This is a genomic window from Sphingobium sp. B2D3C, assembly GCF_025961835.1.
GTDB lineage: Bacteria > Pseudomonadota > Alphaproteobacteria > Sphingomonadales > Sphingomonadaceae > Sphingobium.
The window spans coordinates 352,340-364,151 of record NZ_JAOQOK010000001.1; the positions used below are offsets into that span (position 1 = coordinate 352,340).

General features: G+C 64.4%; 14 protein-coding genes. 9 read left to right on the forward strand and 5 right to left on the reverse strand.

Going from position 1 to position 11,812, the window contains the following annotated elements:
- Window positions 1-133: 133 nt before the first annotated feature.
- The 5 genes from M2339_RS01570 (at window position 134) to queE (ending at window position 4,334) form a co-directional block, all read left to right on the forward strand.
- Window positions 134-1,276, forward strand: coding sequence for an acyltransferase family protein (locus M2339_RS01570; protein WP_264587721.1), 1,143 nt, complete (start codon window positions 134-136; stop codon window positions 1,274-1,276).
- A 48-nt stretch (window positions 1,277-1,324) separates the two neighbouring features.
- Window positions 1,325-2,245 (forward strand): Hsp33 family molecular chaperone HslO, encoded by a 921-nt coding sequence (locus tag M2339_RS01575; RefSeq protein WP_264593990.1) that lies wholly within the window; start codon window positions 1,325-1,327, stop codon window positions 2,243-2,245.
- A gap of 123 nt (window positions 2,246-2,368) precedes the next feature.
- Window positions 2,369-2,791 carry a DUF3617 domain-containing protein gene (locus M2339_RS01580; protein ID WP_264573443.1) on the forward strand — a complete coding sequence of 141 codons (423 nt, stop codon included), beginning with the start codon at window positions 2,369-2,371 and terminating at the stop codon, window positions 2,789-2,791.
- Between the two features lie 220 nt (window positions 2,792-3,011).
- A complete protein-coding gene (gene queC, locus M2339_RS01585; protein ID WP_264573442.1) occupies window positions 3,012-3,683 on the forward strand; it encodes a 7-cyano-7-deazaguanine synthase QueC in 672 nt (223 codons plus the stop codon).
- A gap of 9 nt (window positions 3,684-3,692) precedes the next feature.
- On the forward strand, window positions 3,693-4,334 hold the full coding sequence (queE, locus tag M2339_RS01590; protein WP_264587719.1) for a 7-carboxy-7-deazaguanine synthase: 642 nt from the start codon (window positions 3,693-3,695) through the stop codon (window positions 4,332-4,334).
- A gap of 2 nt (window positions 4,335-4,336) precedes the next feature.
- Here the strand turns inward: queE and M2339_RS01595 are convergent, their stop codons facing one another.
- Window positions 4,337-4,615: a hypothetical protein gene (locus M2339_RS01595; RefSeq protein ID WP_264587718.1), complete on the reverse strand. Its 279-nt coding sequence runs from the start codon at window positions 4,613-4,615 to the stop codon at window positions 4,337-4,339.
- Between the two features lie 146 nt (window positions 4,616-4,761).
- Window positions 4,762-5,442, reverse strand: coding sequence for a lipoyl(octanoyl) transferase LipB (gene lipB / locus M2339_RS01600; RefSeq protein ID WP_264587717.1), 681 nt, complete (start codon window positions 5,440-5,442; stop codon window positions 4,762-4,764).
- A gap of 104 nt (window positions 5,443-5,546) precedes the next feature.
- On the opposite strand from lipB, the gene M2339_RS01605 reads away from it, so the two are divergent.
- Window positions 5,547-6,308: a hypothetical protein gene (locus M2339_RS01605; RefSeq protein WP_181560431.1), complete on the forward strand. Its 762-nt coding sequence runs from the start codon at window positions 5,547-5,549 to the stop codon at window positions 6,306-6,308.
- On the opposite strand, the gene hemF is transcribed toward M2339_RS01605, so the two are convergent.
- Both hemF and M2339_RS01615 read right to left on the reverse strand, forming a co-directional pair.
- The gene (gene hemF / locus M2339_RS01610) at window positions 6,295-7,176 is read right to left on the reverse strand and encodes an oxygen-dependent coproporphyrinogen oxidase (RefSeq protein WP_264587716.1); all 882 of its coding nucleotides are present in this window, start codon (window positions 7,174-7,176) and stop codon (window positions 6,295-6,297) included. The genes M2339_RS01605 and hemF overlap by 14 nt on opposite strands.
- Window positions 7,173-7,631 (reverse strand): tRNA (cytidine(34)-2'-O)-methyltransferase, encoded by a 459-nt coding sequence (locus M2339_RS01615; protein WP_181560429.1) that lies wholly within the window; start codon window positions 7,629-7,631, stop codon window positions 7,173-7,175. Before M2339_RS01615 ends, hemF begins: the two co-directional genes overlap by 4 nt.
- Window positions 7,632-7,929: 298 nt before the next feature.
- Between M2339_RS01615 and petA the strand changes: the two genes are divergently transcribed.
- Genes petA through M2339_RS01630 form a run of 3 tightly spaced genes read left to right on the forward strand, consistent with a single transcriptional unit; the run spans window position 7,930 to window position 10,703 of the window.
- A complete protein-coding gene (gene petA / locus M2339_RS01620) occupies window positions 7,930-8,496 on the forward strand; it encodes a ubiquinol-cytochrome c reductase iron-sulfur subunit (protein WP_181560428.1) in 567 nt (188 codons plus the stop codon).
- 11 nt (window positions 8,497-8,507) lie between these two features.
- Complete coding sequence (locus M2339_RS01625; RefSeq protein WP_181560427.1) at window positions 8,508-9,848, forward strand: cytochrome b; 1,341 nt, start codon at window positions 8,508-8,510, stop codon at window positions 9,846-9,848.
- 15 nt (window positions 9,849-9,863) lie between these two features.
- Complete coding sequence (locus M2339_RS01630; RefSeq protein ID WP_181560426.1) at window positions 9,864-10,703, forward strand: cytochrome c1; 840 nt, start codon at window positions 9,864-9,866, stop codon at window positions 10,701-10,703.
- A 153-nt stretch (window positions 10,704-10,856) separates the two neighbouring features.
- Here the strand turns inward: M2339_RS01630 and M2339_RS01635 are convergent, their stop codons facing one another.
- A complete protein-coding gene (locus M2339_RS01635) occupies window positions 10,857-11,720 on the reverse strand; it encodes a UTP--glucose-1-phosphate uridylyltransferase (protein ID WP_264587715.1) in 864 nt (287 codons plus the stop codon).
- Window positions 11,721-11,812 lie beyond the last annotated feature (92 nt).

Here is an 11,812-nt window from a genome sequence, read left to right on the forward strand (position 1 = left end):
GCCGCCATTCAGCGCTGGCGGCCATCATCTGAATGTTGGTCGGTGCTAAACCAGGCACAGGACATCCGGCGCCGTGCCGGAGTCCCACAGGATATGCCGGGGCGCCCAACACGCGCTCCGGCACAACCCGCACATGATCGGCGCCGGGGCACGGCGGATAGCCACGCTGTTCGCGCCGCCCGAGCGGACGTCGAGGCATTTTCTGCTGATCGATGCGATGCGGGGCGTGGCCGCGCTGGTCATCATCTTCTGGCACTATCAGCATTTCTTCTACCCGCCTGGCGCCGAGCGGGCGATGGCCGGCTTCCGCCCGCAGCAGCCCTTTTTCGAGCAGGCCAGCTGGCTCTATGAGCATGGCAAATATGCCGTACAGCTCTTCTGGGTGATATCCGGCTTCGTCTTCGCCCATGTCTATCATGGCCGGAAAAGCAGCACGCGCGACTTTGTCGTGAACCGGCTCGCGCGCCTCTATCCGCTTCACGTGCTGACGCTGCTGATCGTGGCGGGCTTGCAGGGAATCGCGCAGGCGAAATTCGGCGCATTCCTCGTTTACCAGCACAATATGCTGGGCAATTTTCTGCTGCATCTTGGTCTTGCCTCCAACTGGTGGCCGACGGTGGTCTACAGTTTCAATGCGCCGATCTGGTCGGTGTCCATCGAGATTCTTGTTTACGCGCTGTTCTGGCTGAGCCTGCCGGTGCTGTTTCGCGCGGGCGTGCTTGGGCCCGCCCTGCTGGCCGCAGCGGCCATCGCCGGATGCTTCCTGTTCGAGGGCTACATCCTCTTCATGTGCGCGGCAGGTTTCTTCGGCGGCGCGGCGCTGTTTGCTGTTCACGCCGATCGCACCATCTGGCTCTCCGTGCTGGTCGTCCTGCTGCTGGGGGCAGGGGGATGGACGAGCTGGGACGACAGTCTCGACATCCGGCGCTATCTCTCTGTTCCGCTGTTCAGCATGGCGATCGTGCTGCTGGCCGCCCTGCTGGAGCCCTGCCTGCGGGCGAGCCTGTTGCAGCGGACCCGCTGGCTGGGGGATGCCAGCTACGGCATTTATCTATGGCATTTTCCCGTCCAGCTCGTGCTGCTTCTCGCTGTGCCGGGCCTGGCGACCGACCATCAGCTGGCGCGCGAGCCGGCCTTTTTCCTAATGTTTATGACCAGCGTCGTCATCATTGCCGTGCTCTCCTTCCGCCTGTTCGAGACACCATCGCGGAAGTGGTTGCGTGGGCGGCTGGAGGCCTGGCCGCGTTCGACCGCCTCGTCGCAGGCTGCGCCTTAGACTTTCGCCCCCTTAGACTTTCGTGAGGGGAGTCCCTATCTAGGCGCCATGTCAGAATTCGATCCTGCCCGCACAGAGGACCGCGTCCTCGGTTTCGCCCTGCCTGCTCGCAATGTCCGTGGTCGGCTTGTGCGCCTTGGCCCTGCGCTCAATGCGGTGCTCGCCGCCCATCGTTACCCGCCCGTCATCGAGAAGCTGGTGGCCGAGGCCCTCGTGCTGGCCGCTCTGCTGGGCGCCATGCTCAAGGATGATGAAGGCCAGCTCACCTTGCAGGCGCAGACCGAGCAGGGCGCCGTGTCGCTGCTGGTCGCCGATTATATGGGCGGCGCGGTGCGTGGTTATGCCCAGTTCGATGAACAGCGCCTCGCCGAGCTGGGCGAGAATCCCACGCTGTTCGGTCTGTTCGGCAAGGGCTATCTGGCGATCACCTTCGATCAGGCTGTCACGGGCGAGCGCTATCAGGGCATCGTCCCGCTGGAAGGCACTGGCCTTGGCGCGGCGGCGGAGCATTATTTCGCCCAGTCCGAGCAGATTCCCAGCATCGTGAAGATCGCGGTTCGGCATGATGCGGAAGAGGGCTGCATCGGCGGCGGGATGCTCCTCCAGCATCTGCCCGAAGGCGAGGTGGGGCGCGAGCGGCTGCATGTGCGGCACGATCATCCCGATTGGGAGCATGTCATGATCCTCGGCAATACCCTGTCCGAGGAAGAACTGACCGATCCCGCACTGGGGCTGGAGGATATCGCCTGGCGCCTGTTCCATGAGGAAGACGAGATTCGCGCGCTCTCCAGCGCCGATTTGCGCAAGGGCTGCCGGTGCGACCCGGAGCGGATTCGCGGCGTGCTGGGCCGGTTCGACCCCGCCGAGCGCACCTCCATGGCCGACGAGCGCGGGGTGATCGCGGTCGACTGCGCGTTCTGTTCGCGGATTTTCGATATCACCTTGGCCGAGTTGCAGGCCCCGCACTGAGGCGCACGCCCGCCGGCAAATTTGACAATCTGCGACAAGCCGTGCATTTCCATCGTTGAAATATTGCGGTATCCGGCCTCGTCGGCCGTTGCCGCCTGCAAACGAAGAAGTGGCTGAAGCGACATGGCATTTAAGGCAGCGATGCTGGCGATAGGGCTTGCGCTGGGCAGCTTGCTGGCGCCCATGTCCATGGCGCAGGCGCCGCAGGCCGGCGGGCTGGATGCGGTCGAATCGGGCGAATGGGAGCTGCTCGAGCGGGGGAGCAATCAGGCTGCGCGCCGGATTTGCATCAGCGATGGCAGCCAGTTGCTCCAGCCCAAGCACCCCTATCGGCAGTGCGAGCGTTACCTGATTCGCCAGTCGCCGCGTGCCGTCGCGGCATCCTATGACTGTGGCGAGGGCGGCCGTGGTCGCACCGATCTGCGGATCGAAACCTCGCGGCTCGTGCAGATTTCGTCGCAAGGGGTGTCGGATGGATTGCCTTTTGCGCATGAGATGGAAGCCCGACGGGTGGGCGCCTGCCGCCCCGGTGCTGCGAGGCGCTGAAGCTGAAGACATATCTCCCCTGCTCAGAAAAGGGGCCGGGGGTGGCGGCGATGCGCCAGCATCGCTTAGCCAGAGAGTGACTGTAACGGCGTTCTCCCGCTCGAGCGCAATTCTCTCCCAGCTCGCGAAACCCGAAATCATCTCATCCCGTGACAGGGGCAGGGGATTTGCGCTAGCGCGGGGCATCATGTCACCGATATCGTCTGCATCGCACGCCCCCATGGCGGTTGTCCTCCTTTCCGGCGGACTCGACTCGATGGTCGCCGGCGGACTGGCGCGCGAGGCGGGTTATCGCCTCGCCGCGCTCACCATCGATTATCAGCAGCGCCACCGTGTCGAGCTGGAGGCCGCCAAGCGCGTGGCGGCCGCGCTGGAGGTGGAGCGCCATGTCGTGCTGCCGCTCGACCTCTCGCTGTTCGGTGGATCGGCGCTGACCGCCGACATCGACGTGCCCAAGGAGGGCGTGGGCGAGGGCATTCCGATCACTTATGTGCCGGCGCGCAACACGATCTTCCTCTCGCTCACGCTTGGCCTGGCCGAGGTGGTGGGGGCAGAGCGCATCTACATCGGGGTGAATGCGCTCGATTATTCTGGTTATCCTGACTGCCGGCCGGAGTTCATCGCTGCCTTTCAGCATATGGCATCGCTGGCCACCAAGCAGGGCGTGGAAGGCGCGCCGGTGCAGATTGCCACGCCGCTCCAATATATGAGCAAGGCGCAGATCGCCGCCGAGGCGGCGCGGTTGGGGCTGGATGCCGGCATGAGCTGGTCCTGCTACGATCCGACGCCCGAAGGCCTGCATTGCGGCCTGTGCGATAGCTGTCGCCTGCGCGCGAAGGGCTATCAGGAAGCCGGCTTGCCCGACCCGACGCGTTACGCGACGCATCCCTGAGCCGCGCTGATGAGCTACGCCGTCAAGGAAATGTTCCTCACCTTGCAGGGCGAAGGGATGCAGGCCGGTCGCCGGGCGGTGTTCCTGCGCTTTGCCGGCTGCAATCTCTGGTCCGGACGAGAGCAGGATCGGGCAAGCGCGATCTGCCAGTTTTGCGACACGGATTTCGTGGGGACGGATGGGGAGAATGGCGGTCGCTTCGGCGCGGCACCGGCGCTCGCGCAGGCCGTGGCCGATCTCTGGGGTGATGAGGCCGGTCAGCGGTTCGTCGTCATCACCGGCGGCGAGCCGATGCTGCAGCTCGATGCCGCGCTGATCGACGCACTCCATGCCGCCGGCTTTGAAATCGCGGTGGAGAGCAATGGCACGCTGGCGGCGACGCCGGGCGTCGATTGGCTCTGCATCAGCCCCAAGGCGGGCAGTAGCGTGACGCAGCGTCGGGGTGATGAGCTCAAGCTGGTCTGGCCGCAGCCTGGAATCGACCCGGCCGAGCTGCTGGATTGGGACTTCGGCCAGTTTCTTGTGCAGCCGATGGATAGCGGCACCCTGGAGGCGAATGCCGCAAACCGGGAGGCCGCCATCGCGCTGGTCCTGTCAGACAGCCGCTGGCGACTGTCCCTGCAGACCCACAAGCTGCTCGGGCTGAAGTAGGGTTACTCCGAGGCGACGGTCTCAGTGTCTTCAGAGCTGGCATTGGCGGCGGGCTCGCTCGTCTGCTTGCGGCTGACGCTGCCGGCATTGCCGACCGCGCCCAGGCCATCGGCCTTCACGGCATCGAGGTCGGTCATCGAATCGTTCACCGTGCCTTCCAGCACATTCATGTCGCGCATTTCGACCGTGTTGCCCGGCGCGTCCTTGGCGCCGTCGCAGCCCGCGAGCGCGAGGCCGCCCATGGCCGCGAGCAGAAGAAGGGGAACATGGGTCTTGCGCATCAGCGGCATCCTTTCTGGTCTTCTTGGTCGTGGCCGATTTCCCGATCGGTCGAGGCCCCCTCGGCAGCACGAAGAGCCGGTCTTAAAGAGGGATGCTGCAGGGCTCAAGGGGCCGTGGAACCCGACCACCCCATGGCTGCGGCCGTTCACCCGCCGTCGGAGTCAAGCGCTGCCAGCATGGCCAGCAGATGCGATTGGAGAATGGCATCGAGGTGGTGCATGTCGGCCGGGCGTCCCAGATCAGCCAGGCTGGTGACGCCCAGATCGCTGATTCCGCAGGGCACGATGCCGCTATAATGGCCAAGGTCCGGCGCGACATTGATGGAGAGGCCGTGCAGGGTCACCCATTTGCGGACCCGCACGCCGATGGCGCCGATCTTGGCCTCCGCCCCGTGCGGCCCCTGCGTCCAGACGCCGACGCGGCCATCCACGGTCCAGGCCTCGACGCCGAGATCGGCCAGCGCGGCGACCATCCACTGCTCGAGCGCGCGGACGAAGCGCCGCACATCGCGCCCGCGTCGGCCCAAATCGAGATTGAGGTAGACGACGCGCTGGCCGGGGCCGTGATAGGTATATTGCCCGCCGCGCCCCGTGACATGGACGGGAAAGACTGGTGCCAGAAGATCGGTCGAGAGCGCGCTGGTGCCGGCGGTGTAGAGCGGGGGATGTTCCACCAGCCAGATGCGTTCGCGCGCCTCGCCAGCGGCAATCGCCGCGACGCGCGCATCCATATCGGCCAGCGCGCTTTCATAATCGAGCAATCCCGGCTCGATCCGCCACTCAGGGCTGGCCGGGAAATCCTGTTCGGGGAGGGAAGGTGCGGTCATCCCGCCCGAGATGCGATCTGCGACCAAATTTGGCAAGGCATGGCTCGCCTATGGCGCGCGGGGCAGATATTGCCTATCGAGCGCGGAAACGGGAGCACAAGCGGTTGAGCAGGATCGATCTGGCAGCGATATGGGACGACGCCAAGCAGATGGGCGCGGCAAACCGTGACATTCTGGGCGCCGTGGCCGGCATGTTCATGTTCCTGCCCGCTCTGGTGGCCGAGCAGCTCGTCAAGCAGCCCGAGCCGCTCGCCGAGAACGCCACCAACGACATGATGCTGGCGCGGCTGACCCAATATGCCGAGCTGAACTGGCCGGTACTGCTGGCCTTCGCTGCCATCTCGTCCTTCGCCGTGCTGGCGATGCACGCGCTGCTGCTGCGTGGCGAGCGACCGACGGTGCGGGAGGCTCTGGTCATGGCTCTTCCGGTCCTGCCCGGTTTCTTCCTTGCGAATCTTCTGCAGGGACTGGGCGCCATGGGCGGCTTCATGCTCTTCATTCTGCCCGGCTGCTATCTGATCGGCCGGCTGGCCTTGATCGCGCCGGTCGCCGCAGCGGAGTCGCAGCGCAACCCGCTCACTATCCTCCAGCGCAGTGCCGCGCTGACGCGGGGGAACGGGTGGCGCGTGTTCGGCGTGCTCGGCCTGATTTTCATCATGATGATCATGCTGGGGGTCGTGCTCACCTCCGTCGTGGGGGTGGTCGCCGAGCTGTTGCTGCCGGCCGACATCGCCGACCTGCTGATCGCGATGGTCTCCGCGCTGGTGGAAACCGCCCGGACGGTCCTCGTCGTGCTGATCTGCGCCGCGCTCTACCGTGCGACGGCGGGTGCGCCGGCAGCCGGAGCGCCGTTCAGCTCCAGGTGACGCGCGGCGGCAGGCTCATCAGGATTGCGTCGATATTGCCGCCGGTCTTGAGGCCGAACAGCGTGCCGCGATCATGCACGAGGTTGAACTCGACATAGCGGCCGCGCCATTCGAGCAACTGCGCTTCCTGCTCCGCCGTCCATGGCAATCCCATGCGGCGGCGCACGATTCGCGGAAAGGCCTCCAGAAACGCCTCGCCCACCGCCTGGGTGAAGGCGAAGCTCTCCTCGAACGGCCCTTCGAGATGGTCGTAGAAAATCCCGCCCACGCCCCGGTGAGCCTGGCGGTGGGGAATGTAGAAATACTCCTCCGCCCATTTGCTGAAGCGCGGATAGTAGCTCTCGTCATGCGCATCGCAGGCGCGGCGCAGCGTGTCGTGAAAATCCGCTGTGTCTTCTTCATAGACGATGGGCGGATTGAGGTCCGCGCCGCCGCCGAACCAGCGCTTGGTCGTGACCAACATGCGCGTGTTCATGTGTACGGCCGGCACATGCGGATTGGCCATATGCGCCACGAGGCTGATGCCGGTGGCGAAAAAGCCGGGCTGCTCCTCGCCCGCGCCGTGGATCGTGCGGGCGAATTCGGGCGAGAAGGCGCCGCCGACCGTCGAGACATTCACCCCGACCTTCTCGAACACCTTGCCCTTCATCACCCCGCGCACGCCGCCGCCGCCACCGCCCTGTTCAATGGGGCCGGAGGGCTGGCCGTCACTCTCGCGCCACCAGGACAGATAATCGAACGCCGCATCGCTGCCCGCTTCCCGCTCGATGGCTTCGAACGCGGCGCAGATACGGTCCCGCAGGCTTTCGAACCAGGCGCGGGCGGCCAGCTGTTGATCGTCGAGGCTGTTGGGAGCGGTGGAAGTCATGCGGGGAAAAGTCCGGTCTGTCTGAGAGCTTCGCCAAGCGCGATGCCAGTTGCCACCGCGACGTTCAAGGAGCGAAAGCCCGGCGCCATGGGAATCCGCACGCGCAAAGCCGCTTGTGCGTGGATCGCCTCGGGCAGACCGGCGCTCTCGCGGCCCAGCAAGAGGATGTCGTCGCGCTGGAAGCTGGCCTGAGGCAGGGGCACGCTGCCGACGCTGGTCAGCGCCACCAGACGCGCGCCATCCTTCAGTCGCTCGGCGATGAAGCTCTCAAAGTCCACATGCCGCGTCACATCGGCCTGCGCGCCATAATCCATGGACGCCCGGCGCAGCTGCGCGTCGGACACCGGAAAGCCGCAGGGAAGGATGATGTCGACCGGGATCTGCCAGCAGGCGGCCAGTCGCAGGATGGTGCCGACGTTGCCGGCGATATCGGGCTGATAGAGGGCGATGCGCATCCTTACCTCCTAGCCACGGCCCCTGCGCAATCCCAGCCCTCTTGCGCCCGGCTGGAAAAAGGCGGGCGGGCCACGAAATTGAAGGTTGGCAAATCGCAATCAACGGCGCTATCAGGCGCCCGAACGCGCCGGGACCATCCTGGCGTGCGGTGTGTCGTATCATTCGGCGGACGAGCGGACTTCCGGCCAATAAGGAAGCCTTTCGGTTCGACCGCGCGATCGACTGGCGCCCGAATCGAGATTTCGGCGTGCACGACGCTCTCGGGCGATCGTGGACAAAGGGAGGCAATGACAAAGCATGGCCACTGAAGTGCAAGGGACGGAAGCTGTCATGGACGATGGCGAAGGCGTGCGTCGTCGCGACTTCATCAACATCGCAGCCGTGAGTTTCGCTGGTGTTGGCGGTCTCGCCGTTCTGTATCCGCTGATTACCCAGATGAGTCCGAGTGCGGACGTGCTGGCGCAGGCGACGACGGAAGTCGATCTGTCGGCAATCCAGGCCGGCCAGGCGATCAAGACGGTGTTCCGCTCGCAGCCGCTGTTCGTGCGGCATCTGACGGACAAGGAAATTGCCGAGGCGGACGCCGTCAACGTCTCCACCCTGCGCGATCCCCAGACGCTGGAAGAGCGCACGGTCGACGGCAAGAAGCAGTGGCTGATCACCATGGGCGTGTGCACCCATCTGGGTTGCGTGCCGCTCGGTGCCGGCGAGGGTGAGAACCGGGGCGAGTTCGGCGGTTATTTCTGCCCGTGCCACGGTTCGAGCTATGATACTGCCGCGCGCATCCGCAAGGGGCCTGCGCCGAAAAACCTCGTGGTTCCGCAGTATAAGTACACCTCCGACACCGCCATTCTCGTAGGCTGAGGATAAAGATAATGAGCTTTCCCTGGGCTGAGCATTACACGCCGAAGCATCCCGTGATGAAGTGGGTGGATGAGCGCTTGCCGCTCCCGCGCTTCGTCTACAACGCCGTCGGCGGCGGCTATGAAGTGCCGCGCAACCTCAACTATTTCTGGAACTTCGGTGTCCTCGCGGGCGTCGCGCTGACGATCCAGCTGATCACCGGCATCATCCTCGCCATGCATTATGCGGCGAATGCCGGCGTGGCGTTCGATAGCGTCGAGCACATCATGCGCGATGTGAACTCGGGCTGGCTGCTGCGTTATGCGCACGCCAACGGCGCGAGCTTCTTCTTCATCGTCGTCTATCTCCACATTTTCCGCGGCCTCTATTACGGATCGTACAAGGCGCCGCGCGAAATGGTGTGGCTGCTCGGTGTGGTCATCTTCCTGCTGATGATGGCGACGGCGTTCATGGGCTATGTGCTCCCCTGGGGTCAGATGAGCTTCTGGGGCGCGCAGGTGATCACCGGCCTCTTCGCCGCCATTCCGGTGGTGGGTGAGCCGATCCAGACCTGGCTGCTCGGCGGCTTCGCGCCTGGCAATGCCGCGCTCAACCGCTTCTTCTCGCTCCACTATCTGCTGCCCTTCGTGATCGCGGGTGTCATCATCCTGCACATCTGGGCGCTGCACATTCCCGGCTCGTCCAACCCGACGGGCGTGGAAGTGAAGGGGCCGCAGGATACGGTGCCGTTCCATCCCTATTATACGGCGAAGGACGGTTTCGGCCTCGGCGTGTTCCTCATCCTCTTCGCACTGGTGCTGTTCTTCGCGCCGAATTCGATGGGTCACCCGGATAACTATATCCAGGCCAACCCGCTTTCGACGCCGGCGCACATCGTGCCTGAATGGTACTTCTGGCCGTTCTACGCCATTCTGCGCGCCTTCACGATGGATCTGGTGATCCCGTTCACCGGTATCGTGCTGGTTCCCGCGAAGCTCCTCGGCGTGATGGCGATGTTCTCGTCCATTCTGCTGCTATTCTTCCTGCCGTGGATCGACACCTCGCCGGTCCGCTCGGGCAACTACCGCCCGCTGTTCAAGAAGTTCTGGTGGCTGCTCATTCTGGACGTGCTCGTGCTCGGCTATTGCGGCGGTGCACCGGCGGAAGAGCCCTATGTCATGATCAGCCAGATCGCTTCGGCTTATTATTTCGCGCACTTCCTGATCATCTTGCCGATCATTGCGTCCATCGAGCGGCCGCTGCCGCTTCCCGGTTCGATTACCGAAGCGGTGCTGGCCAAGGGCAAGTTCGAGGGAGAACAGTCTGCACCTCCGGGCATGGGCAGCGATACCCAGCCCACCGGCGCAGCTTAATTAAGGGGTCCGTCAATGGTTCGTGTCCTGGCCTTCCTTGTCGGCCTGTTTTTCTCCGGCATGCTGCTGCTCAGCTTCATCTGGGGTGGGGTCGCTTATGTGAGCGAGCCGCCGCAGCCCACGGCTGAGAAGGAGTTCCACCTCCACCCCGAAAAGGCTGGCTTCAGCTTTGAAGGGCCGTTCGGCAAATTCGATCGTGCGCAGTTGCAGCGCGGCTTCCAGGTCTACACGGAAGTCTGCTCGGCCTGTCACTCGATCCATCAGGTGGCGTTCCGCAGCCTCGCCGACCTTGGCTATAATGAAGCCGAGATCAAGGCGATCGCCGCAGCCCGTCAGGTGCCGTCGATCGACCCCAGCACGGGTGAACCCAGCACGCGTCCGGGCGTGCCGGCGGACAAGTTCCCGCTGGTCTACCCGAACAGCGTGGCTGCCGCTGCCGCCAACAACAACGCCATTCCGCCGGATCTTTCGCTGATCGCGAAGGCCCGTCATGACGGTGCGAACTATGTTCATGCGCTGCTGACCGGTTATCGTGAGCAGCCGGCCGAACTGCTGCGCAAGTTCCCCGACGCGAAGACGCCGGAAGGGCTGCACTACAACCCGTACTTCGCGAACCTCAACCTCGCGATGGCGCCGCCGCTGACGGCCGAAGGTCAGGTGACCTATGGTGAGGGCCAACCCAAGCCGACCGTCGACCAGATGGCTACGGACGTCGCTGCCTTCCTGATGTGGACGGCCGAGCCGAAGATGGAAGCGCGCAAGAGCACCGGCATCGCCGTGGTGATCTTCCTGCTGTTCGCGACGGTGCTGGCTTACATGTCGTACCAGAACATCTGGGCGAACAAGAAGCACTGAGGGTTCCTGCCCGGGTCGGCAGGCCCAACGAGATAAGAAAAAGGGCGGATCGCAGGATCCGCCCTTTTTTATGTGCCGATGGATATGGGAGGTGGCGCTTGCGTCAGGCGCTGCTGCGCAAGCCCAGGGTCGTTGCGTCGGAGTTGGCGCCTCTCAGGCGAGGAAATCGCGAGCCCAGCTCTTGAGATCGCCGCCCATGGCATCGTCGCGGCAGGCGAGCGCGAAATTGGCCTGGGCAAAGCCGAGCTTCGAGCCGCAGTCGAAGCGCTCGCCATCGAAGGTCACGCCGTGGAAGGGCTGCTGGCCGATCAGCTTCGCCATGGAATCGGTGAGCTGCACTTCGCCGCCCGCCCCAGCCTCTTGCGTCGCCAGCAGGGCCATGACCTCGGGCTGCAGAATATAGCGGCCGGGCAGCATCAGGTTGGAGGGCGCCGTGCCCAGCGCCGGCTTCTCGACCAGGCCCCGGACCTCTGTCAGCACGCCGTCGCGGGCGCCCGGATCGATCACACCATAGCTGGGCGTTTCGTCCACCGGCACTTCCAGTGCGCAGACCAGATTGCCGCCGACTTTCTCATATTGCTCGATCATCTGGGCCAGACATCCCTTCTGACGGCCGACGAGAAGCTCGTCCGGCAGGATGATGGCAAAGGGCTCGTCGCCGATGATGTCGCGCGCGCACCAGATCGCATGGCCAAGGCCGCGGGGTTCCTGCTGCCTCACGAAGATCGCATTGCCGGGCGTCAGGCGCGTGCCTTCCAGCGCCGCGACGCTCTTGCCGCGGTCGGCCTGCGTCCGCTCCAACTCGAAGGCGATATCGAAATGGTCCTCAATGGCGCCCTTGCCGCGCCCGGTGACGAATATCATCGTCTCGATGCCCGCTTCCAGCGCTTCATCGACGGCATATTGGATCAGCGGGCGATCAACGACGGGAAGCATTTCCTTCGGCACCGCCTTGGTGGCGGGCAGGAAGCGAGTGCCAAGCCCGGCGACCGGGAAGACAGCTTTGCGTATCGTCAAATGAACCCCCTGATTGCTCTGTCAGTCGTGGACGTGCCTATCGAGCATTAAGGTAAAGATACCGCATATTGTTCGATTGGCCGCCCCAAAGG